Genomic DNA, 24183 nt, shown 5'->3' on the forward strand with positions numbered 1-24183 from the left:
AACGATTCCTAACTTAATTTCTTGTATTTTAAAAAGCAAAAAACCCTAAAGTCGCATTCACGACTCTAGGGTTTAGAAGAATAATAGGTTTAAAGCGTAATACTATATCAACTCTCCTGATTTTTGAATCTCCTTCAATTCGTGTAAAATATCTTCGGCAGATAGATAATCTGGCAAAGCAATCAAGGAAACTTCTTTCAATTCATTAAGCTTGTTTAAGCTTTTCGGTTTGACTTTTCCAACTGCAAAATAAAATCCATCAACACGTTCGATAAATTCTGTGGAGAAGATATTATTTTCAATGATTTCCTCCGAGCGACATTTTACCAGGACCTTTATCCCAAGATTCAGCAATTTCTCATCTAAAGGCTTGTCAAAATTCACTTTGGAATAATTGTACGAAAAGCCATTTCTAGCTTTGACCAAATCTCCATACACAGCTGCGCCCGTTGGTAAACTTCCAGCTCCTTTACCTTGATAAAATTGATCTTGCAAATGCTCTGAATTGATTTTTACGGCATTATATTCGTTTTCTACGCCATAGAAAAGATTGGATTCCTCCACAAGCGTTGGAATAATATAAGCCGAAATGCCTCGATAGTCTTTTTCAGCTTTTGCAATAAGTTTGATTTTGAGTCCAAGTGATTTTGCTAGAGCAATTTCATCCTCTCCCAAATTTTGAATTCCAAAAGTGGCAATTTGCTCTTCTCCCACAAATTTCCCAAATGCATGCAAAATCAAAATATTAAGCTTGCTTGCTACATCACTGCCACTGATATCAAAGCTAGGGTCTGACTCTGCAAAACCTTTTTGTTGCGCCATTCTCAACGCCTCGTCAAAGCTCAATCCATTATTGAAAATCCTTGACAGGATATAATTTGATGATCCGTTAAGAATTCCTTCAATACTTACTATGGTATCCTCTTCAAAATGTGTCTCCAAAGTAGTAATAACTGGAATCCCAGCAGCCACAGCGGCTTCATAGAGCAATTTTCCACCAAAAACTTTCTGCAAACTGATCAATTCAGGAAGATGGGCAGAAAGTAGTTTTTTATTTGCGGAAATAACAGTTATTCCTCTTTTCAAGGCTTCAGTAACATATTCATAAGCTTCCTCTGTATTAGAAATCAATTCAAGGATATAGTCTGGATTTTTGTCAAACACATCCTGAGCATGATATGAAAACTTGATATCAGAAGGCCTTCTTTTCTTTTGATCCTTGACCACTATCGTGTCAGGGATCCACTTTTCTTTTTGTTTTTTAGCAATCTGAAAGTAGCCTTGACCGACCACTCCAAAACCAAAGAGTCCTATTCGCTTAGTCATTGTTTTCTAGGTAAAAAGAGCTGAGAATATAATTTAACTGTTCGTATTCTATTAGGAATGCGTCATGACCATAAGGAGATTTTATTTCTCTATAAGTTCCTTTTTGGACATGATTGGCAATAAATTGAGATTCCTCTTTGAGGAAAAGCAAGTCTTTATCTACGCCAATTGCCAAGACGCGAGAAGGTATTTGGGATAGTGCTAATGCTGCTCCGCCTCTATTTCTACCCACATCATGGCTATCCATCGTCTTAGTGAGCGTCCAATAAGAAAGTGCATTAAATCTATTTGCGAGTTTTTGACCTTGGTATCGCAGATAAGAACTTGCTTTGAATCCATCCAATTTATTCGGTTCATCGACTTGCTTTTCGGAGAGATTTTCTGGGTGACGATAAGTCAACATTGCTATTGCCCTTGCAGCTTCCAAACCTTTCTTTCCCGCTTCAGGAAATTTTTCTCCCCAAGTTTGATCAGCAGAGATTGCCATTCTTTGGGTTTCATTAAAGCCTATCGTCCAAGGAGCTGTTTTAGCATTTGAAGCAAGAATGATTGTATTTTTTACTTTGTTTTGAAGTAAATACGCCCACTCTATTCCCACTTGACCTCCCAAAGATCCACCGATCAAGGTATTGATTTGATGAATTCCCAGTTCGATTCTAAGTAATTCCAAGGTATTGGCCATGTCTCTTGTGGTAAGATTTGGAAAATCATAATAATAAGATTCCCCTGTTGTTGGGTTTTGGGAAAGCGGTTGCGTAGAACCGTAACAAGAACCCAAAAGATTGGCGCATACGATAAAGTATTTACTTGGATCATAAAACTTATCTTCTCCCACAAGTCCTGACCACCAAACTTGGACTTGCGTATCTCCAGTCAAGGCATGAATAACCCAGACCACATTGTCAGAATTTGCATTCAATTGACCTTGTGTAGAATAGGCCAACTGAAAATTCCTGAGAACATCTCCAGATTCCAGTTGGAATTCGCCTTCGTTGGTAAAGGTTTCTTGCACCATATCGATAATCAGGTAGGGACTTTCTAGATTCATTTTTGATTTCTGAGAGGGAATAAACCCACTTTTATTTTGATTTTGATTCAATAGTTACCTTTATTTGACATCATCAAAAGCCTGCTGCAAGTCAGCTTTGATATCTTCGATATGTTCGATACCTAAAGACAATCTCAATAGAGTTGGTGTGACACCTGCAGCCTTTTGTTCTTCATCAGATAGTTGCTGATGCGTAGTCGCTGAGGGTTGTATGATCAAAGTTTTGGCATCCCCAACATTGGCAAGGTGAGATATCAGTTCAAGTTTATTAATGAAATCAGAAGTACTTTCTTTATCTCCTTTAATCTCAAAACTCAAAACACCACCAAACCCATTTCTTAGATATTTCTTTGCCAATTCATGATATGGGGAAGATTTTAAGCCTGGATAGTTTACTTTCTGAACTTGAGGATGTGATTCAAGCCACTCAGCGATGGCCAAGGCATTATCAACTGTACGCTGCACCCGAAGTGATAGTGTTTCCAGTCCCTGTAGCAATAAGAAAGAATTAAAAGGACTAAGTGCAGGACCAAAATCTCTCAAACCTTCTACCCTCGCTCTAATTGCAAAAGCTATATTTGGTAATCCTAGTGGATTATTTTCTCCAAAAACCTCCCAAAATTTCAATCCATGATATCCTTCGGAAGGTTCAGTAAACTGAGGAAATTTTCCATTACCCCAATTGAAGTTTCCTCCATCTATAATAATTCCTCCAACCGATGTTCCATGTCCACCGATCCACTTGGTAGCAGAGGCTGTTACCACATTTGCTCCGTGCTTGATCGGTGCAAAAAGAAATCCACCTGCTCCAAAAGTATTATCGACAACCAAAGGAATATTGTGCTTTTTTGCCACCGCAGCAATCGCTTCAAAGTCGGGAATATTGAATTCTGGGTTTCCGATAGTTTCTAAATAAAGCGCTTTAGTTTTATCGTCAATTAATTTTTCAAAATCCTCAGGATTATTTCCTTTTGCAAATCTCGCTTCAATGCCGATTCTTTTGAAAGCAACCTTGAATTGGTTGTATGATCCTCCATATAAAAAGGAAGTAGAAACGAAATTCTCTCCTGTCTGCAAAATATTGTTTAAAGCCAAAAACTGAGCAGCTTGTCCTGAGCCTGTTGCTACTGCCGCAACACCACCTTCTAAAGCTGCGACTCTTTGCTCAAAAACATCCGTAGTAGGATTCATTATCCTTGTATAGATATTACCAAATTCTTTTAAGGCAAAAAGATTCGCTCCATGCTCAGCAGAATTGAAAACATAAGAAGTGGTTTGGTATATGGGTACCGCTCTTGAATTAGTAGCAGAATCTGGATTTTGCCCTGCATGTAGTTGTAATGTTTCGAATCGATGATTACTAGACATAATTGATAGGTTTAATAGATTTTAAAATTTTAACTTGAATTTCCTTTTTAAGTATGATCTGAAGGAATACAGAGATTTGAGTAGGGGTAAAAAATTACCTACACATAGGACAAAACATAAACGCTGAATCCAGGAGATTCTGTCTATCTTTTGCTAATTCTGATTTTTGGGATTGCCCTGAAGTTTGAATATAAATCATCTTGTTAAGAATTTATATTTCCGAAAGAGGATATTCTCTATCGGCAGGAATTGGCACCTTGGATTTTCCAGGTTGCCAGAGGGTCATAGAGCCTGTCTCTTGCCTCTTCTTTATAAATCCTAACACTGGAAAAAGTGAAAGGACAACACAAAGTAAATTCAGGAAATTTTAGAATGCAAGAAAATTGATGAAAATAATGTATATAAGCTCAAATAAACTAGTAGGAAAATCGGCTATTTAGACCACAAAAATTTGATTATCAATTCATTATATATATCCAGGTTTAAATATAGCCTTTATGATAATCTGATCTTCTTCCAAAATGATCTCTACCTTATCAATAATATTATATTTATCTAAAATAGTTTTACTTAAACGCAGCCCTTTAGAATTTCCAATTTTAATTATTGCCGTTTCTATATTTGTGATTGAATGTATGCACAATGTAATTACATTATAACCTATTAATAAGTTTTATTCTGTAATTTTCTTTTAAAAATGGGCAAAAAAAAACCTGCTTTTCAGCAGGCTTTTAAAATTTTAAGTTTTGACAACTTATTTTGGTAATAATACCGAATCAATTACGTGTACTACACCATTGCTTCCAGCAAGATCAGCCGCTACAACAGTAGCACCATTGATCATTACTTTTCCGTCTTTGATAGATACAGTTAATTCCTGACCGTTTAATGTTGTTACAACTTGTCCATCTGATAAATCACTTGACATCACATTACCAGCTACTACGTGGTAAGTTAAAACTCCTGTCAATTGATCTTTCATTTCTGGCTTCAACAGATTATCAACAGTACCTTCTGGTAAAGCTGCAAAAGCTGCGTTAGTAGGAGCAAAAACTGTGAATGGACCATCACCACTTAAAGTTTCAACCAAGCCAGCTGCAGAAACTGCTGCTACTAGAGTTGTGTGGTCAGGAGAACCTACAGCAATGTCAACTACTGTGTTTGGAGCCTCTTCTACTACTACTACTTCTTCTACAACTTCTGTTGTTTCTTCAGTTTCAGTTGATTTGTTGTCACAACTAACTGCGAATACTGCCGCGCTACACGCAACTGCAAGAGATAAAATTTTAAAGATTTTCATTTTGTTTCTTTTTTTGTTGTTTATGATTCAATAGAGACCAAACATCATTTCCACCAATAAGTTTTAATAAGTAAGAAATAATTGATGAAGGGTAAATTTTGAATACTTTTGTACATCATAACGCTCACTAATGATGCCAAAAGATAAAAAAGTACACGCTAAGGTCAAATCAATCCTTCATCCACGTAATAAACACAGGGAAAGATATGATTTCAAGTCTCTATCAGAATCATTACCTGCACTTCAAAATTTTGTTTTAATCAACAAGTACGGAGATGAATCTATAGATTTTTTTGATCCTAAGGCTGTTTTAATGCTTAACAAAGCATTATTGAAGCATTTTTATAAAATTGACAATTGGGATATTCCTGAAAACTACCTCTGCCCTCCTATCCCTGGAAGAGCTGATTATATTCATTATATCGCAGATTTACTTACTGACAAAAATGGTAAATCACAAAAGCAGACTAAATGTCTGGATATTGGAGTAGGTGCCAATTGTATCTACCCTATCATTGGTGTCATGGAATATGATTGGACATTCGTGGGCTCTGATATTGATCCAGAAGCTATAGATGCTGCTCAAAAGACGATCAATAACAACCCGAATCTAAAGTCTAATGTCTTTCTCAGACTACAGACGAAAAAAAGAAACTTTTTTACTGACATCATTCATGAAGGTGAATTTTACGATGTCAGTATCTGCAACCCACCTTTTCACGCTTCTGCCAAAGAAGCACAAGCAAGCAGCTTGCGAAAACTCAGCAATCTCAAAGGCCAAAAAGTAACAAAAGCAACACTCAACTTTGGCGGACAGAGTAATGAATTGTGGTATGAAGGAGGCGAGTTGAAATTTCTCAATGACATGATTTATGAAAGCAGGAGATTTGGCAAACAATGTCGCTGGTTTACTAGCTTGGTTTCAAAAGAGGCTAATCTTCCCTTTGTCTACAAAACGCTAGATGCCGTCCAACCGAAAATCATCAAAACCATAGAAATGGGTCAAGGAAATAAAATTAGCAGAATTGTGGCTTGGAGTTTTGTGTAAATCTGAATCTTTATACTTTTCCTAGATTCATATAAATAAATAAAAAGGGTTCCTTTATTATTTTCTTAGCACCTTCGTGTAAAATGTTTTATCATATTCAAAAATTGTATTGAAATTACAATTTCAAAGTTGATAACGAGTACACAGCTTTGATTGAAATGAAACGATAAATGCGAATCACCTCCCAAAAAATGAAAAAAATATCACTTTTATATATTCTGACTTACTTTGCCTTAAATTCTTCTGCTATTAGTCAAACATTAATTGACAATTACAATCCTCCCAATAAACTCAGAGTGTTTATCGATGGCTGTGAACGGAGAGATGGAGGCTGTGATATGGATTATATCAGAACGGAAATTACGGCAGTTGATTTCTACAGGGATAATGAAATGGCTGATGTCTTTTTGCTCATTAACAATAACAGGTCTGGTGGCGGAGGTCGCCAATACCAACTGATTTTTATAGGTCAACAAAACATTTATGCGGGAAGAAGAGACACTCTTTATGTAAATAACAAACAAACGGATACTGACTTTGAAGTGCGTGAAAAGCTTACTCGGTTTATCAAATTAGGTTTAGCTCCGTTTGTTGCGAAGACCAAAGCAGGAGAGGGCGTTGATATCAATATGAAGACCGACCAGAGCGACCTGGAAGATACTAGACAGGAAAGTGTTGATTCCTGGAATTACTGGGTTTTCAATGTTGGCAGTGATGCGAACTTTGAAATAGAGGAATTGAGCAGGCAAATCAATTTTGGTGGAGACTTCAATATAAATCGCATCACGAACGAGTGGAAAATTTCCATATCTGGGAGAGTAAGTGAAAGACTGAGAACCACGATTCAAAAGGAACCAAGAGTTGATCAGAATGGCGCTCCTGTTCTTGATAACAACGGCAACCAAATCATCGATGAAATTGAGAACAATTTTGATGTTTCAGAATTTGGATTTGGTCACCAGCTGGTGAAGTCCATTTCACCCCGCTGGTCTTATGGATATGATGTTGAAGGACGTCAGAATACTCGCTTTAATTACAAGTTTCAGGTCAGCATCAGACCAGCTTTAGAGTTCAATTTTTTTCCTGAATCAGAGCAGAATTCCAGGTTTCTGAGAGTGAATTATGGGATTGAAGTAAGAAACAATAGCTATGTGGAGGAAACGATCTACGGGGCAGTTCAAGAAACCCGGGCTCTCCAAAGTCTAAGAGCCAGTCTGGGACTAAATCAACGATGGGGTAACCTGCAAGTTGGATATCGTCTGAGAAATTATTTAGATGATTTTAGCTTTTGGACCACAGGTATGAGTGTCAGTGCAGAAGTCCGTGTAACTGGGAATTTTTCTTTTTATGTAAGAGCAGAAGGTAACTACGTCAAGGACCAGATTTACCTGGCATCAGGAGATTTCTCCGAACAGGATATCTTGAGCGGGAGAGTCACCCTACCCTCAGCATATACCATTGATACAAGATTTGGGTTTAATTACAGGTTTGGTTCCAATCTCAATAACTTCGTGAATCAACGATTTTTTGGACGGGCAAATTTTGTTGGGAATGATTGATGGATCATTCTAAAGTTTTAGGATAAAAGAAATTCAATGATTTTGACAAATCACTGAATTTCTTTTTGATTATTTATCAAGGCCTATTAAAACTATAACTCTTTTATAATCCGTCAAATGAAGATTAAATTCTAGATTTACCCCCCCTACCTCATTTTCTCCAAATCCTCCAAACTATACTTCGGAGTTCCTCCTTTTTGACTGGCTACATAAGCACCAAGCTTGCAAGCAAAATCAAGGATTTCTTGAGGTTTCTTTCCCTCGAGATACATTTTCACAAATCCACTTAAGAAAGCATCTCCTGCTCCTACTGTGTCTTGAACTTCCACTTTATAACCTTGATGTCTAGTGAATTGTCCATTTTGATACATCATGGCGCCCTGACTCCCCAAAGTGATACAAATGGTCTCAATCGGGTATTCTTCTTCGAGATATCTACAAAGTTTCTCTGCAAGATCTCCTCCACGCTTCAATTCAAAGAAATCAGCTAAAATCTCCAATTCATCTTCATTAATTTTGAGGATGTCTGTATAACCTAGCAAACTATCGATCTTATAAAAATCTATAAATGGCGCACGCAAATTGATATCGAAGACAGTTAAGAGGGGTTGGTGAACCAAATGATAGAGTGTTTTCCATGATTGGTCGTTTCTCACTCCCAAGCTTCCAAAAATCAATGCTTTGGCTTCTTGAACCACTCCTAGATTCTCTTCAGTCAAAGTGATAAAATCCCAAGCAGCAGGCTCAATGATTTCATATTTGATATTTTCTTTATCTGCATTGTTGACAATGACTTTTCCCGTTAGATATACTTCATCCTCCTGAATTTGGGTAAGCGGTAAGCCATATTCTTTGACAAATTCTTTGAGTTTGTGGCCATGTTCATCTTTTCCCAAACGCGAAATCATCTCTACATCCATCCCCAATTGCTTAAGATTAAGGGCAACATTCATTGGTGCTCCGCCTGCAACTTCCCCGTCAGGAAACACATCCCAAAGCATCTCTCCAAAACAAATAATTTTCTTAGTCATGACTTTTTTGTAAATCTTTTTGAATTTCTTCTAAGGAACGGCCTTTGGTCTCAGGCATTTTTACCGCTACCCAAATTAATTGCAGTACCATCATTACTGCAAAAAATGCAAAGATATTTCCCGCACCATAGCGATTGGCGATTAAAGGAAAAACATTAGCAATTACCGCTGCCAAAATCCAATGTGTAAATGAGCCCATGGATTGGCCATAGGCTCGGAGTTCATTGGGGAAAATCTCAGATATAAATACCCAAATCACAGACCCTTGACCGATCGCATGTGCAGCTATAAAACCAAACACAAAGTATGGTAAAAGACTACTTTCGATCACTCCTCCAAAATAACTATAGGCCATCAGTGAAAGTGAGATAATATAACCCACCGAACCGATATACATCAACATCTTCCTTCCGAGTTTGTCTATCAAGTATAGCCCAAGCATCGTTGCTACTAAGTTGATCGCACCTATTCCTATCGTTGAAATCAAAGCATCTTCAGTGGCTATTCCCGCTGATTCGAAAATTCTCGGAGCAAAATAGATGATGGCATTGATTCCTGACAGCTGATTAAACACCGCCATCAAAATCGCCATAAAACTTATTTTTCTAAATTTTGAATTGAAAAGCATACTGACAGTTGCCTTGCCTCTGATTTCTTTGCTTTCTTCAATAGCTAGAGCTATCGCTTCATCTACGCCTTCAGGATCTGTTTTGGTCAAGATTACCCTTGCTCCTTCAAAATCCTTCTTATTGGCAATAAGCCACCTTGGGCTTTTGGGTACTTTGATGATCAAAATCGAATAAATCAAAGCTGGAATTGCCTCCACTCCCATCATCCATCTCCATGCTTCATTGAGATTGGCTGTACCGATGAGGTAGTTTGAGAAGTAGGCCATCAATATCCCAAAAACAATGTTGAATTGATATAATGCGACTAACTGTCCTCGACGAGCGGCTGGGGCAATTTCAGAAATATACATGGGTGCAACCACGGAAGAAGCACCAACACCTAAACCTCCCAAAAACCTGAAAAACATAAATGTATTGACATCTGGAGCCAATGCTGATCCGAGTGCAGAAACCAAATAAAACAAACCAATCCAAAGTAAGGAGGTTTTTCGTCCAAACTTATCAGCAGGAATCCCACCAAATAATGCACCTATCACAGTCCCATACAATGCAATCGCAACCGCCATTCCATGTTTCAAATCTGACAAGTCCCAAAGGCTTTGAATATCTCTTTCCGCTCCTGAAATCACCGCGGTATCAAATCCAAACAGAAAACCACCTAAAGCAGCTGTGATGGAAAGGAATAAAACATAATTTTTGCTTTGCATATTTTGGGGAATAGTTGATAGAGTTATTGGGTTAATTAGTTAATGGATTATTTGGGAATGGTTTTGTTAATTTCCCCAGATCGATTTTAATAGATGAATTTCGACTTTAGAATCCATTCCCTGAAGACTCAACTCTGTGTAAGCTGAAGTTGGAAAGATCAGTTCTGTGATGACAGATTTTCCATCATTGAAGAATATCTCAATAGATGATCGATCAAGGAATATTCGGATATCCTTTACTTCAACTCCTTTCAGAGGAACATTATGAACTGCTGCAAATACATCAGAAAAATCTTTCAATCCTGCTTGACTTCTGTCAAAAAGTACTAGATCATCCGTTTTGTCAATGACTAGTTTATCTCCCTGATCGTTGCTAAAAGTCATTTTAAAATCACCTCCTAGTGACTTCATCTCAATTTCCAACACATCAGAAGTAAGACTGATCAAATCCCCTTCCTGCTCCTTTGTGCTTTCTCTAAGCTTTTCCAATTCTTCAACTGGCCTTGATGCAATAGAATAATCGTCTCCATTCTTCATTAGCTCCAAGCTTCTAGGAACTGTCATCGCTGACCTCCATACTTCTGTTGGGACTTCATTTGCATAGAGCCAATTGCTCATCCAACCGAGAAATAAGCGGCGACCATCTTCTTTTGGCACATCAGACCAAGTCACTCCGGCGTAATTATCTGCACCGTAGTCAAGCCATTTGACCTCAGTGGTTTCTGTTGTAAAGACTTTTCCATCAAAATCGCCCACAAAATATTGCGTCGCAGAGCCTCCATTAGGACCGCCAGGATTTATACTAACTAATAAAATCCATTTCTCTTCTCCAGTCTCTGTCGTCAAAGGAAATAAGTCAGGGCATTCCCAGACTCCGCCATAAGCCGCCCATTCTGGATTGAAATCACTTTGATACGTCCATTCCAAAAGGTTTGATGAAGTATAAAAGCTGATTTTATCTTTGACGGCCAAAGACATAATCCAAGATTCACTTTCCTCGTGCCATGTTACTTTAGGATCTCTGAAGTCTTTGATTCCTGGATTGGCCAATACAGGATTGTTTTCATATTTCGTCCATGTTCGTCCTTTATCATTACTGTACGCAATACCTTGGGTCTGATAGTCATCTCTTCCTGCCTTTTCTCCTGAATCTAAATGATAGGTATAAATTGCAATCATCGGAGGCTGATTTCCTGTTCCCAAACCGCTAGTATTTTCCCAATCTACAACTGCAGAACCCGAGAAAATCCAGCCCAATTCGTCAGGATAGATTGCTATTGGAAGATGTTCCCAATGAATCAAATCAGTAGATATTGCATGACCCCAATGCATAGGTCCCCATACATTTCCATCTGGATAATATTGATAAAAAAGATGGTATTCTCCATCAAAATAAACCATTCCATTTGGATCATTCATCCAATTGGCCGGAGGTGAAAAATGATATTGAGGTCTAAATTGTTCATCAAACTCTCTGTTTTCTTCAACCACCGTCTCTTTTTGAGAACAGGCTTGAAAAAACGTGATAGAAATAAACAAAAGCAATGTGCTAATTCTGGTATTCATTAGGGTCGTAGGTTAAAGTAAAAGCTTAAATTACATGAAAAATCCTGAAATCATGTAATTGTCACCCAAGAACTATTATCCTCAATAAAACACAGAAGCAAAATATTCAAAAACTAAATAATTCAAAAGCCATTCTATCTTCTTCATTCTCTGGATTATCAGGATTATTTAATGAAATGTATAATCCACTTTTCCCAACAAATGAATTCAAAGGCAAATACTTACTTCCTCCAAAAATATTTTCACCTAAAAGCTCTAAATTCTTATCGAAAACCATAACTACAAATTGCCTAGGATTATTCCTCAAAGCTCTCACTTCATCTTCCGTCTCCACGTCCAAATCTGGATAAGCAAAGCGATAAAAAACCTCTCTGTAAGGATCATAAAGCAAATTGTCATAACGAGAAGAGGCAAAACTATATTTCTGAGACTGAATAGGTGTTCTATCTATCGGTAACAAAGGTAATTTTTCACTTAAATATTTACTTTTTCCTTCAACAACTTGTAAAGGCGCATCGAAACTTTCTGACCAGTACAAATGATGATCTCCGAAGAAGGAATAGACAAGTTTGTCTTCGCTTTGCGCTCCACTGCTCTCAAACCTTTTGAATCCAGCTTCCAAATATCCCTTAGGGTAATAATGGGGCAACAAATCTGTTTGCATGGTTTCTAGATTAAGCCTAAATCCTAAACTTGATCCGGCAAGCATATCATCAGTCATTTCAAAGTAATTGGAAACGATGGTAGGTTGAGTTTTGAAAATCACTTCATTTCCTCTGATAAATGGAGGAGTGATAAAACTGATGTTATGAACGAATGCAGCAGTATGATTTTCTGGAGCATCATACCTGAATTTATCCTTGACATTTCCAGAAGTGTCTGTTAAGCTAAAATAGGATCCTCGGAAAGGAAAAAGAAAAATACTATCTAAAGCATGTACATGAAATGCCATCAACTCACCAACACCTTGATCACCTTCTTTTTCAAAAGGAATAGAATTGATCAATTTCCCATCTTCTAAATCATACATTTGAAGTGAATTTGCAGCCCAATTAATATTGAATACTATTTCCTTTTCTGCCTCCACATATTGTAGACCCATACTAAAATCAGGAGTAGTTTCATCAATCAAAAGACTTACTTTGCCTTTTGATGTCATTTGAAATTCTTTTGTTGCTTTTCTAGAGCTCGAATCACAAGAGTAGCATAATAGTAGGGTAATGCAAAAAAAGAAAATATAAGTCTGTTTCATGAAAACTGTTATTGAAATGAATTCAAACCTAATGATTTAATTTCAAAAATTCAATTGTTTAGCACCTGGTTTTTATCGAGGATATCCTCCGCTTCTTTTAAAATTGTGCTTAAATAATAAAAGCCTAAACAGTTAATAACAAATTGTGTGAAAGAATTGGTGTTTTGATTGTTAAAAAAGCAAATCATAACCTGATACTTTTCTCAACTTTTTATCCAAAGTCCAAAGTTTGAGTTTATTTGCAGATTAATTCATTCAATTCTAAATCATTTCAACAACCCCAAAACCTTCTCTAAAGCTGGATTCCTATTCCCCTTTTTCCAAACTGCATACAGCTCTGTTTTTTGCTTGATCCTATTCAATTCTATAAATTTCACCTTGAGGTCATATCCCTGTTGCAGGGAAGTTGGTATGATAGCTACCCCTAGACCTGCTTCCACCAGTTTGAAAATAGTCAAAGCATGGACAGACTTATGGGTAATTCTAGGAGAAAAGTTTTGGTCCTCACAAATTGACATAATCTTATCATAGTAGATAGAAGAATAGTCATGAGAAAAGAGGATAAAGTTTTCTTCCTTCAATTGCGCAACATTTTTAAAACTATCTTCAGATAAATGATGATTCAAAGGCAGAACCAATGAAAAAGTATCCTGTTGCACCATTTTCATCTGTAGTACCTCAGGAACCCGTGCTAGCCTCACAAAACCCAAATCCAATTTATCCTTTTCGAGCATCTCAATTTGTAAAGTATTGCTGAGTTCCTCCATAGTGGTTTGGATACCTGGGAAGTGCTGGGAGATTTTTACTAGGAGTTCAGGAAGGATAGTATGGGCAGCAGATCCAAGAAACCCTATTCTAAGTTCACCAATATTTCCAATTGCAATCTCCTTGAGTTGGGTTTTGGTGAGTTCGAGGTGGTTGAAAATGTAATCTACTTCAGATTTGAGGTAATGTCCTGCAGCTGTTAATTCTACTCTTCTCTTAGTTCTTTCAAAAAGCTGCACCGCCAATATTTCCTCCATCTGCATAATCTGACGGCTGAGTCCTGGTTGGGAGATAAATAAGCGTTCCGCTGCCCTGCCAAAGTTCAGTTCTTCGGCTACGGCACGGAAATATTCGAGGTGTCGGAGTTCTATATTCAAGGCTCAAAGGTTTTATTGCCACCAAGGCACGAAGACGCTAAGGATTATTTACGGTTTATTTGGGGCGGGGACACATTTATTTTATTCCATAATTAGCAAATTAAAAGGTAGCAATATTGACCTGAAACCATAATCTCAGAAATTTCTTTTATTTCGATACTCTCTTTGTGACATCGTTGCAATCTTTTTTTCCTACCTTTTTAATTACGGAATCTTTTAATGCCATTCTTTATCAAAGGAACATTAAAGTTGATAAGGAAACCTAAATTCAAATTAGTCAGTTTCAAATGGCTGATGATTTGAGCTGTCCAAACAGGATTAACTTGTTCTACTGATTTGATCTCAATGATGACTTTATCTTCCACCAATAAATCTAATCTCAAACCTTCATCAAATTGAATCCCATCATACTCTATCGGAATAGTTACTTGCCTTTTCACTTTTAAACCAGCTTTTCTTATCTCGTGTGCCAAACAAACTTCATAGATTTTTTCAAGTAATCCTGGCCCAATGGCTTTATGAATTAAAAAAGATGCATTAACAATCACTTTTCCAATTCTCTCTTCCTCAATACTAAGACCGTCAAATTCCATAGTATATATATTTCTGTTTCTATTCAAAAGAAACAATATACAAGCCTCACCCAACAGACTCAAGTTAACCTATGAATTTAAACGTTTAATTTTTAATAACCTATAGTTATCAATATATAGCAAAATTAGTATTTATAATCATCAAAAAGATGAAGTATTTTTGAATTCAAATACCACTATGACAAAAAGTAAGTCCAAATAGAAATTGATCTAAAATCTCCAAAACTTTCTCCTTTGGCCCTTTGATCCTTTCTAATCAAAAAATTTAGCGTCATAGTATCTAAAAAAACTTTGCGCATTAGTGCCTTAGTGGCAAAAAAAATATGAAAACTACCTTCCAATACGGCCAACAACATCTCACTACTTCCATAGCGCTAAGTATAGCTAAAGATGAAATCCAAGGAGTCCTCACAGAGGAGACTAGAGAAAAAGTTCGAGCTAGTGCTTCAGCTGTAGAAAAAATTGTTGCAAATGGAAAACCTGTCTATGGGATCAATACAGGATTCGGCCCGCTTTGTACGACGATGATCTCTCCAGATCAGACACGTAAACTCCAAGAAAACATTCTGAAGAGCCATGCTGTTGGAGTGGGGGAACCCATTCCTATCGATATTTCAAAAGTGATGATGATCCTAAAGATTCATGCTCTAGCTAAAGGATATTCAGGTATACAGGAAGCTACGCTAGACAGAATGATCTGGCATGTGGAAAATAATGCCATTCCTGTAGTCCCAAAACAGGGCTCCGTGGGTGCATCAGGAGATTTAGCACCTCTTTCGCATTTATTTTTACCCTTAATCGGCCTAGGAAAAGTCCATTACAAAGGCGAGGTCATTCCTACAGAAAAGCTATTTCAGCTTCATCAGCTTGCCTCAATTCCTTTAGGACCAAAAGAAGGTTTGGCACTCATTAATGGAACTCAGTTCATGGCTGCTTTTGGGGTAAAAGTCCTAGAAAGATTCTATAATATCCTCGCCCATGCGGACATTACCGGAGCGATGATGTTGGAGGGACTTCTCGGTTCAATCAAGCCATTTTCCTCCGAACTCCACGAACTCCGTCCCTATGCTGGAAACCAACATGTAGCCCAGACCATCCTCAACCTGCTGCATGATTCGGAAATCGTACATTCCCATGCAGCATGCGCGAGGGTTCAAGATCCGTATTCACTTCGCTGTATGCCACAAGTGCACGGTGCTTCTAGAAATGCCTGGCTACACCTCAAACAAATCTTAGAAATAGAAATCAATTCCGTCACTGACAACCCCGTAGTTTTCGACGAAAATCACACCATCAGCGGAGGGAATTTTCACGGTCAACCTATTGCCATGCCTTTGGATTATGCTTGCTTGGCTGCATCGGAGATTGGAAATATATCTGACAGAAGAATCTACCTTTCATTAGAAGGAGATACTCCTGGAGTACCTAAACTCCTGTTGAAAGAAACTGGTTTGAATTCTGGATTCATGATCCCTCAATACACTACTGCGGCTTTGGCAAGTGAAAACAAGGGACTTTGTTTTCCTTCCTCAGCTGATAGCATTCCTACCTCACTTGGTCAGGAAGACCATGTAAGTATGGGGTCTATTGGGGCAAGAAAAGCATTGCAAGTGATCGAAAATGTGGAAAAGATTCTCGGAGTCGAACTCTTCTGTGCAGCCCAAGCTGTAGATTTCCATGCTCCTTTGAAGTCAGGAAAAATCATGACCGCCCTTTACGAACATGTGCGCACCAAAATAAAACATGTTTCCGAAGATCAGATTATGTATGAAGATATGGAGACTGCTATTCAGATGATCCAAAGTGGAGAATTGCTTACCTTAGCTAAAGAAGTTGCTGAGAAAGAAGGATTAGCTTTAGAGACTTCTTGGTCAGCGGAGTTTGATAGATATTAAGTTTGAAGAAGGCCACTAAGACGCCAAGACACAAGGGAAAATTTTAAATACCACTATACCTTTATTTCAACTCTAAAAATCTTTGTGTCTTCCCGCCTTTGTATCAATAAAAAAAGAAAAACATGCCAACCATAAAATACACATTCATCGGCCCAATTCGCCAAGCCGTCACCATGGCCAACCTCCCACTCAAAGGCGCATTGAAAGATGAACAGCTGCAAGTTATCCAAGAAGCAGGCATTTTGATAAAGGATGAAGAAATCTATGAAATAGGCCCCTATTGGGATCTTTATCCTGAAGCTCAATCTATCGGAGCAGAGATGATATCCTTGAAAGGGGATTTTGTTGCACTGCCTGGATTAGTTGATTGCCATACACATATTTGTTTTGGAGGTAGTCGTGCACAAGATTATGCCATGCGCAATGCTGGGAAATCCTACTTAGAAATTGCTAAATCGGGAGGAGGGATTTGGGATACCGTCACCCAAACGCGGAAAGCTAGCCTTGAAAAACTAGCTCAGCTGACTGTGCAAAGAGCCAATAGGCACCTCAAAGATGGCATCACCACCATAGAAGTTAAAAGTGGCTATGGCTTATCCGTCGAAGAGGAAATCAAAATGCTTAGAGCGATCAAACTCGCAAATGAAAATACATTAGCTGATTTGATTCCAACCTGCCTTGCCGCCCATATCCCCCCCAAGGATTTTCAAGGTACAAATAAAGATTACTTGAAGACCATTGCTGACGAGGTTTTTCCAATCCTCAAAACAGAAGGATTATCCAATCGGATCGATGCATTTATAGAGGAAACAGCATTCACTTCCGATGATATCCAATCCTATTTTCAAAAAGCCAAAGAAATGGGTTTTGACATCACAGTTCATGCTGATCAGTTCCGTCCTGGAGGGTCTAAAATAGCTGTTGACTTTGGTGCCATTTCAGCTGATCATTTGGAGGCAAGTTCAGAGAAAGAAATACAATTTCTGTGTGAATCAAACTCCATTGCTGTAGCGTTACCGGGTGCGTCCATCGGTTTGGGAGTGTCATTTACTCCAGCCAGAAAACTACTAGATGGTGGTGGATCTTTGGCCATCGCCTCAGATTGGAATCCAGGATCTGCCCCGATGGGAGATTTACTGATGCAAGCCTCTGTTTTGGGTACTTTCGAAAAACTAAGCAATGCAGAAGTATTGGCAGGAATAACTTATAGAGCTGCTGCAGCTTTAGGGATAAAAAACCGAGGAACGCTTGAATTCGGGAAGCTTGCAGATATTATCCTTTTTCCTACGGACGATTATCAAGAGATTAATTATCAGCAAGGAAGATTGAAACCAACAATAATTATTAAAAATGGAGTTAAAGTTTGATTGAAATAAAGTAGATATAAAGTTGAAATTGATTGGAAATAAAACCCTAAATTAAGCTTATGAAAACAGCAAACCTCCCAGAATTAGCAATTCGCAATCTTTGTGAAAAACATAAAGTAGAAGAATTGTATGTGTTTGGTTCTGCCGCAGTCGGGAAAATAACAGAAAAATCTGATTTTGATTTTTTGGTTAAATTCAAAAATATCGATCTCCACGACTATTTTCTGAATTACTTGGAATTCAAAATTTCTTTAGAGAAAATTACAGGAAGGGAAGTGGACCTTATCGAAAAGCAAACGCTAAAAAACCCCATCCTTATTCAATCCATAGAAAGATCAAAAGAACTCTTGTATGGATGATAGAATTGCAAAATGGTTATTTGACATTCAATTAGCCGGAACTGAAATTCAGACTTTTATCGATCAATATAAAATTGAGTCTGTAATAGACTACAGCCAAAATATAATTCTAAAAAAAGCAATAGAGAGAAATTTGGAAATAATTGGAGAAGCTGTCAATAGAATTGTAAAAAGAGACAATACATTTCTGGAAACTCTGCCTGAATCGAGATCAATCATAGGGCTAAGAAACATAATAATTCATGCTTATGACGGAATTTCTGATGAGATGATATGGTCTGTAGTTAATCAACATCTTCCAGTTCTTTTGAAACAAGTGGATCAAGTCATGGGAAATTGGAAAAATTAAATTTCAGAAGTTTTATAACAAAAACAACAAATTCCTCACTTAAATGAAATATCAGGAGTCTTTTAAACTAAAGAACCCTCTTTTGATTTCTAGTTAATTTATTCCCCACAATATTTCACGAAGCAAAACTTGCTCCCCTTGTCAAAGTGGATTCCGACCTTATTTCATTCAACAATACTTCTACTGTATTCAATATTTTATTTCTACAAAATTTCATTCCCAGGTATCTAAAACCTTTTAAAACCCAATAAATTCCAAATATAAATATCATGACCTTCCAAGAATCTATAATTCAAGGCATCCCCACTACCCTTCCTTCCAAAAAGAAGCCTGATCCTAATTTTTCTCATGCTCCCAAGCGCAAGGACATCTTAAGTATTGAAGAAAAAAAACTTGCAGTGAGGAATGCGCTTCGGTATTTCCCTAACGCTTGGCATAAGGAATTGGCAAATGAATTTTTTGAAGAATTACAGGCTTACGGGAGGATTTACATGTATCGTTTTATACCAGATTATGAGATATATGCCAGACCTATTTCGGAATATCCAGCTCAATCCCAACAAGCTGCGGCCATCATGCTAATGATCCAAAACAACCTAGATCCAGCAGTTGCACAGCATCCTCAGGAATTGACCACTTATGGAGGAAATGGGGCTGTTTTCCAAAATTGGGCGCAGTATTTACTCACCATGAAGTATTTGGCTGAAATGACTGAAGAACAAACCCTGCACATGTACTCCGGTCATCCTATGGGACTTTTTCCTTCTTCCAAGGAAGCTCCACGAGTAGTGGTTACCAATGGGATGATGATCCCAAATTATTCCAAACCTGATGATTGGGAAAAGTACAATGCACTGGGAGTAACCCAATATGGACAAATGACCGCAGGATCTTACATGTACATCGGCCCTCAAGGAATCGTCCATGGTACCACCATCACGGTGATGAATGCTTTTAGAAAAAAACTAGGTTCTGCTGTCAATCCAAATGGAAAGGTATTCCTTACCGCTGGTTTGGGAGGAATGTCAGGCGCGCAACCTAAAGCTGGAAATATTGCGGGTTGTATCACTGTCTGTGCTGAAGTCAACCCAAAGGCTGCCTACAAAAGACATGAACAAGGTTGGGTGGATGAATTGATTGAAGATTTGGATAAGCTCTGTGAAAGGGTAAGAAAAGCCCAAGAAAAGCAAGAGATCACATCCATCGCCTATCTGGGCAACATAGTGGATGTATGGGAGAAATTTGACGAGGAAAATATCAAAGTAGAACTGGGTTCAGATCAAACTTCCCTGCACAATCCTTGGGCTGGTGGGTACTATCCTGCTGGTCTAAGTTTCGTAGAAGCCAATGAAATGATAGCTAATGATCCAGAGCAATTCAAAACCAAAGTTCAGGAATCCCTGCGCAGACAGGCTGCTGCGATCAACAAGCATGTAGCAAAAGGAACTTACTTTTTCGATTATGGAAACGCCTTCTTGTTGGAAGCTTCCCGGGCTGGGGCTGAGGTGATGTCGGAAAATGGAATTGATTTTAGGTATCCCTCCTATGTGCAGGATATTTTGGGGCCGATGTGTTTTGATTATGGTTTTGGTCCTTTTAGATGGGTTTGTACTTCTGGAAAGTCAGAAGATCTGGAAAAAACTGATAAAATAGCAGCAAAGGTACTCAGAGAAATCATGTCCTCCTCTCCCACCGAAATCCAGCAACAAATGCAGGATAATATCAAATGGATTGAAGAAGCGGGTAAAAACAAATTGGTGGTAGGTTCTCAGGCGAGAATTCTGTATGCTGATGCAGAAGGTCGGATCAAGATCGCTCAAGCTTTCAATAAAGCAATAGAGGCCGGCGAAATATCAACCCCAATCGTGCTTGGCAGAGATCACCATGATGTCAGTGGTACTGACTCCCCTTTCCGTGAAACCAGTAATATCTATGATGGCAGCAAGTTTACTGCTGATATGGCTATCCACAATGTGATTGGAGATAGTTTCCGGGGAGCAACTTGGGTCTCCATCCATAATGGTGGCGGCGTAGGCTGGGGAGAAGTAATCAATGGGGGCTTCGGTATGCTCTTAGACGGTACTGTTGAAGCAGAAAGAAAGCTCCAGTCTATGCTTTTTTACGACGTGAACAATGGGATTTCAAGAAGAGCTTGGGCTAGAAATGACGAAGCTATATTTGCCATAAAAAGAGAAATGGAAAGAACACCTGGTTTGAAAGTCACTATACCAGAGAAGGTAGATGAAGATTTATTGAACTTTTAAATTTCCCGTGCCAAATAAAAGATCATTAGCCTAGCAATATATGCATGCCTCATTTTACCTATTACTTTTTTTACTCCTTTTGTCAACGATCAGAAATACAACATTGCACAGTATCACATAAATTAACGCAAATTTCGGCTCAATAAATAAAAGCGGTACACCCAATAATATGATTAAAATCTTCCAAACAATCTTCATGAATTATCAATTGAAATCGAAACTAACAAAAAAGGGTTTTAATACTTGCTTATAGTGATTTTATTGTGGAAATTTTAATAAAATTAGCTTGACCCCGATGAAAGATCTCAAATATCTACTTGCTTACTCTATTCCGCTATCTGCCTATTTCGCATTGCAATGGCAAGGTTGGTGGTCATGGTCTACCGTAATTTTAGCCTTTGGCATTTTCCCTGTTTTGGACGCACTTTACCCCGCTTCAGCAGAAAACTACTCTGACACCGAAAAAAAAAAGCGTTTGTCAAATAGATTCTTTGACCTTTTGCTTTATATCTGTGCGCCCATCTGTTTTGTATTGGTTTTCATCTATTTTCAAACCATTACCAATACTTCACTTTCCATAAATGAAACTGTCGGCTTGACATTTAGCATTGGTGTTGTCCTAGGAGCTTTGGGTATCAATGTAGCCCATGAACTAGGACACAGAAGCAATAAATGGGAGCAATTTCTTGCCAAAGCAGGATTACTACCGGTTTTTTATCAGCATTTCTTCATTGAACACAATCGTGGGCATCACCGCCACGTTTCCACAGATCATGATCCTGCTACAGCTAGAAAAAATGAATCTATCTATCAATTTTATTTCAGATCCGTCATTGGTCAATACCTGAATGCTTGGAAACTCGAATCTGAAAGATTAGAGAAAAAAGGGCTAAAAAATCTTTCATGGAATAATGAAATGATCAGGTTTTCAGTCTACCAACTCACGTACTTAATAGGGGTTTGTTGGTATTTTGGAATTGGAATTTTGCCGTATGCTTTAGGAATTGGAGTCGTTGGCTTTTTGCTTCTAGAAACTATCAATTATATCGAGCATTATGGACTCCGTAGAAAAATGTTGGAAAGTGGTCGATACGAAAGGGTCATGCCAAGACATTCTTGGAATTCAGATCATGAAATGGGCCGAATTGTTCTTTTTGAATTGACTAGGCACTCTGACCATCATTTTCTAGCCTCAAGAAAATATCAAATTCTTCGCCATATGGATGACAGCCCACAGCTCCCGACAGGTTATCCTGCCAGTATGCTCATGGCTTTGGTACCTCCTTTATGGTTTAGGATAATGAATCCTCGACTGGAGAAATTCGCAATTTGACCCGAACCTATTTTATCAAAGCAATCCAATGATTGAGTTGATTTTTCATCTCACTTAAATCTTCTCTTTGGATATCTTTTCCTGCCAATTTGGTAAGTAATTCATCAGGAATACAAGCCGCTTCCACTTGCATTTTTTGACCTTTACGAGTGAGGTTTACCATAACCTTTCTTTCATCTTCTTTTGATTTTTCCCTTGATACCAACTCCAATTGCTCCATTCTTTTTAAAAGAGGTGTAATCGTATTGGTATTTAAAATCAATTTATCTGCTATCTGATTGACTGTCTGTCCATCTTTCTCCCATAAAACTAGTAACACCAAAAACTGGGGGTAAGTGATGCCCAAAGATTCTAAATGCGGCTGATAGGCCCTTGTAATCAGTCTGGAAATGGCATAAAATGGAAAACAGATTTGATTTTCTAATTTTAATTGCTCCATTATTTACCGATGTTTAATAACTTGATAATATCTTTTTCCAATGACTCGGGTTTTGTGAATGGAGAAAATCTCTTGATAGGTTTTCCATCTGCATCAATCAAGAATTTAGTGAAATTCCACTTTACCTTAGAGCCTAAAATCCCCCCTTTCAATCTGCTCTTCAGGAACTTGAAAATAGGATGCGCTTGATCTCCATTGACATCTACCTTAGAAAACATTGGGAAAGTGACCCCATAATTGATTTCACAAAATTCTGATATCTGATCTTCCGAGCTTAATTCCTGATTTGCAAATTGACTGCAAGGAAATCCTAACACAACTAATCCCTTTTTACTATACTTCTGATTTAGCTTTTCCAAACCTTCAAATTGTGGGGTCAAACCACATTTACTTGCAGTATTCACCACTAGCACAGTTTTTCCTTTAAACTGAGACATATCCACCATTTGCCCTTTGATATCCTCAGCTGTAAATTCATGAAATTTATTCTCCATAATTATTTATTTATATCGTAAGCGATATAAATATAGGAATTCTATTTTAATTATATCGCTTACGATATAATTTCTAGATAAATATTTTTTGAAATCGATAATTCAAATTAGTACATTAGTAAAAACCCGAGCCACATGACAAACCGCAAACTTACACCACAGTATTTTTGGAAAGGTAGAACAGCAGACGATATACAGTACTGGTATCAAAAAGTTCGATGTATAGAAAGTCTTGACGATATTTCTAATACAAAAAATAAGAATATTGCGCTACTTGGATACGCCGTCGATGAAGGTGTTCGCAGAAATCTAGGAAGAGTTGGCGCACAAATAGGCCCCGATAGCATCAAGAGTGTCATGGGATCTATGGCCTATCATTTACCAGAATCAATAGACATCCTTGATTTTGGAACTATTTGGCTTGACAATTCCGAATTAGAAAGTGTTCAGAATCAAACAAAGGAGGTTATCTCCAAACTCCTACAAACCAAACATTTCCCTGTAGTTCTCGGTGGTGGTCATGATTTAGCACTTCCTCACGGATCAGCCATTATTGACTTGGCAGCGGATAAGAGCGAATCAGTAGGCATCTTAAACCTAGATGCTCATTTTGATTTAAGAGAAAAAGTCAATGGACTCGAACACTCTGGCTCTCCATTCCTTGAGCTAATCAACTACGCAAAAGAAAGAAATGTCTCATTACAATATTGTTGTTTGGGAATTCAAAAGGCGGCTAATCCAGCTTCTTTGTTTGAAACTGCAAAGAAAACTGGGACATGGTGGTTAGAAAATGAAGCTTGCACAATCTATAATTGGGAGAAGGTACAAGACATGCTTAATGCCTTCACCGATAAAGTGAATAAAATCTACCTGACTATAGATATGGATGGATTTTCCTCAGCTTATGCACCTGGGGTGAGCGCTGCCTCACCCATGGGCTTTACGCCAGATTTTGCATTCAAAGTCATCGAATACATGGCAAAAAGCCGGAAATTGATCAGTATGGATGTAGTGGAACTCAATCCAAGCTATGATCAGGATCTCTGTACAGCCAAACTTGCTGCTCGATGCATAGAGTTTACCTTGAGGAAAATCTGGGAATGAACGGGAGACT

The 24183-nt window shown here is 38.0% G+C and carries 21 protein-coding genes and 1 riboswitch; of the genes, 9 read left to right on the plus strand and 12 right to left on the minus strand.

From position 1 onward, the window contains the following. Nucleotides 1–102: 102 nt before the first annotated feature. The 4 genes from IEV57_RS09430 to IEV57_RS09445 form a co-directional block, all read right to left on the minus strand. Nucleotides 103–1326, minus strand: a complete 1224-nt coding sequence (locus IEV57_RS09430) for a homoserine dehydrogenase (RefSeq protein ID WP_188442044.1) — start codon at nucleotides 1324–1326, stop codon at nucleotides 103–105. Then, nucleotides 1319–2374 carry a homoserine O-acetyltransferase family protein gene (locus tag IEV57_RS09435; protein ID WP_188442046.1) on the minus strand — a complete coding sequence of 352 codons (1056 nt, stop codon included), beginning with the start codon at nucleotides 2372–2374 and terminating at the stop codon, nucleotides 1319–1321. Before IEV57_RS09435 ends, IEV57_RS09430 begins: the two co-directional genes overlap by 8 nt. A 60-nt stretch (nucleotides 2375–2434) precedes the next feature. After that, nucleotides 2435–3742: an O-acetylhomoserine aminocarboxypropyltransferase/cysteine synthase family protein gene (locus tag IEV57_RS09440; RefSeq protein ID WP_188442050.1), complete on the minus strand. Its 1308-nt coding sequence runs from the start codon at nucleotides 3740–3742 to the stop codon at nucleotides 2435–2437. A 208-nt stretch (nucleotides 3743–3950) separates the two neighbouring features. Continuing rightward, a riboswitch (SAM riboswitch) is annotated at nucleotides 3951–4060 on the minus strand. Nucleotides 4061–4496: 436 nt separating this feature from the next. After that, nucleotides 4497–5042: a fasciclin domain-containing protein gene (locus tag IEV57_RS09445; RefSeq protein WP_188442051.1), complete on the minus strand. Its 546-nt coding sequence runs from the start codon at nucleotides 5040–5042 to the stop codon at nucleotides 4497–4499. Nucleotides 5043–5175: 133 nt separating this feature from the next. Here IEV57_RS09445 and rlmF point away from each other — a divergent pair, with 133 nt between their 5' ends. Both rlmF and IEV57_RS09455 read left to right on the plus strand, forming a co-directional pair. Further along, nucleotides 5176–6090 (plus strand): 23S rRNA (adenine(1618)-N(6))-methyltransferase RlmF, encoded by a 915-nt coding sequence (rlmF, locus tag IEV57_RS09450; protein ID WP_188442275.1) that lies wholly within the window; start codon nucleotides 5176–5178, stop codon nucleotides 6088–6090. A gap of 191 nt (nucleotides 6091–6281) precedes the next feature. Continuing rightward, nucleotides 6282–7649, plus strand: coding sequence for a hypothetical protein (locus IEV57_RS09455; protein ID WP_229744302.1), 1368 nt, complete (start codon nucleotides 6282–6284; stop codon nucleotides 7647–7649). Between the two features lie 146 nt (nucleotides 7650–7795). Here IEV57_RS09455 and IEV57_RS09460 read toward each other — a convergent pair whose 3' ends face one another. From IEV57_RS09460 to IEV57_RS09485, 6 genes are all read right to left on the minus strand, one after another. Further along, nucleotides 7796–8680, minus strand: coding sequence for a carbohydrate kinase family protein (locus IEV57_RS09460; RefSeq protein WP_188442052.1), 885 nt, complete (start codon nucleotides 8678–8680; stop codon nucleotides 7796–7798). Continuing rightward, nucleotides 8673–10016, minus strand: a complete 1344-nt coding sequence (locus tag IEV57_RS09465) for a sugar porter family MFS transporter (protein ID WP_188442054.1) — start codon at nucleotides 10014–10016, stop codon at nucleotides 8673–8675. Before IEV57_RS09465 ends, IEV57_RS09460 begins: the two co-directional genes overlap by 8 nt. A 66-nt stretch (nucleotides 10017–10082) precedes the next feature. Further along, complete coding sequence (locus IEV57_RS09470; protein ID WP_188442056.1) at nucleotides 10083–11582, minus strand: glycoside hydrolase family 32 protein; 1500 nt, start codon at nucleotides 11580–11582, stop codon at nucleotides 10083–10085. A gap of 106 nt (nucleotides 11583–11688) precedes the next feature. After that, nucleotides 11689–12741: a DUF4221 family protein gene (locus IEV57_RS09475; protein WP_229744303.1), complete on the minus strand. Its 1053-nt coding sequence runs from the start codon at nucleotides 12739–12741 to the stop codon at nucleotides 11689–11691. A gap of 359 nt (nucleotides 12742–13100) precedes the next feature. Beyond that, complete coding sequence (locus IEV57_RS09480) at nucleotides 13101–13976, minus strand: LysR family transcriptional regulator (protein ID WP_188442060.1); 876 nt, start codon at nucleotides 13974–13976, stop codon at nucleotides 13101–13103. Nucleotides 13977–14176: 200 nt separating this feature from the next. Continuing rightward, the gene (locus IEV57_RS09485; protein ID WP_188442063.1) at nucleotides 14177–14569 is read right to left on the minus strand and encodes a GxxExxY protein; all 393 of its coding nucleotides are present in this window, start codon (nucleotides 14567–14569) and stop codon (nucleotides 14177–14179) included. 323 nt (nucleotides 14570–14892) lie between these two features. Between IEV57_RS09485 and hutH the strand changes: the two genes are divergently transcribed. The 6 genes from hutH to IEV57_RS09515 all read left to right on the plus strand — a co-directional run bounded on the left by hutH (nucleotide 14893) and on the right by IEV57_RS09515 (nucleotide 22136). Then, nucleotides 14893–16464 (plus strand): histidine ammonia-lyase, encoded by a 1572-nt coding sequence (gene hutH, locus IEV57_RS09490; protein WP_188442065.1) that lies wholly within the window; start codon nucleotides 14893–14895, stop codon nucleotides 16462–16464. Nucleotides 16465–16586: 122 nt separating this feature from the next. Beyond that, entirely contained in the window at nucleotides 16587–17831 is a 1245-nt protein-coding gene (gene hutI, locus IEV57_RS09495) for an imidazolonepropionase (protein ID WP_188442066.1), read from the plus strand. A gap of 59 nt (nucleotides 17832–17890) precedes the next feature. Further along, nucleotides 17891–18190 carry a nucleotidyltransferase family protein gene (locus IEV57_RS09500; protein ID WP_188442068.1) on the plus strand — a complete coding sequence of 100 codons (300 nt, stop codon included), beginning with the start codon at nucleotides 17891–17893 and terminating at the stop codon, nucleotides 18188–18190. Continuing rightward, nucleotides 18183–18539, plus strand: a complete 357-nt coding sequence (locus IEV57_RS09505) for a HepT-like ribonuclease domain-containing protein (RefSeq protein WP_188442070.1) — start codon at nucleotides 18183–18185, stop codon at nucleotides 18537–18539. The genes IEV57_RS09500 and IEV57_RS09505 overlap by 8 nt, the downstream gene beginning before the upstream one ends. A 269-nt stretch (nucleotides 18540–18808) precedes the next feature. Then, nucleotides 18809–20803: a urocanate hydratase gene (gene hutU, locus IEV57_RS09510; RefSeq protein WP_188442072.1), complete on the plus strand. Its 1995-nt coding sequence runs from the start codon at nucleotides 18809–18811 to the stop codon at nucleotides 20801–20803. Nucleotides 20804–21098: 295 nt separating this feature from the next. After that, nucleotides 21099–22136: an alkane 1-monooxygenase gene (locus IEV57_RS09515; RefSeq protein ID WP_188442074.1), complete on the plus strand. Its 1038-nt coding sequence runs from the start codon at nucleotides 21099–21101 to the stop codon at nucleotides 22134–22136. 7 nt (nucleotides 22137–22143) lie between these two features. On the opposite strand, the gene IEV57_RS09520 is transcribed toward IEV57_RS09515, so the two are convergent. Both IEV57_RS09520 and IEV57_RS09525 read right to left on the minus strand, forming a co-directional pair. Continuing rightward, the gene (locus tag IEV57_RS09520; protein WP_188442076.1) at nucleotides 22144–22575 is read right to left on the minus strand and encodes a MarR family winged helix-turn-helix transcriptional regulator; all 432 of its coding nucleotides are present in this window, start codon (nucleotides 22573–22575) and stop codon (nucleotides 22144–22146) included. Beyond that, nucleotides 22575–23069, minus strand: coding sequence for a glutathione peroxidase (locus tag IEV57_RS09525; protein ID WP_188442078.1), 495 nt, complete (start codon nucleotides 23067–23069; stop codon nucleotides 22575–22577). Before IEV57_RS09525 ends, IEV57_RS09520 begins: the two co-directional genes overlap by 1 nt. A gap of 135 nt (nucleotides 23070–23204) precedes the next feature. Between IEV57_RS09525 and hutG the strand changes: the two genes are divergently transcribed. Continuing rightward, nucleotides 23205–24173, plus strand: coding sequence for a formimidoylglutamase (gene hutG / locus IEV57_RS09530; protein WP_188442080.1), 969 nt, complete (start codon nucleotides 23205–23207; stop codon nucleotides 24171–24173). Nucleotides 24174–24183 lie beyond the last annotated feature (10 nt).

The sequence above is a fragment of the Belliella aquatica genome (genome assembly GCF_014637795.1).
GTDB lineage: Bacteria > Bacteroidota > Bacteroidia > Cytophagales > Cyclobacteriaceae > Belliella > Belliella aquatica.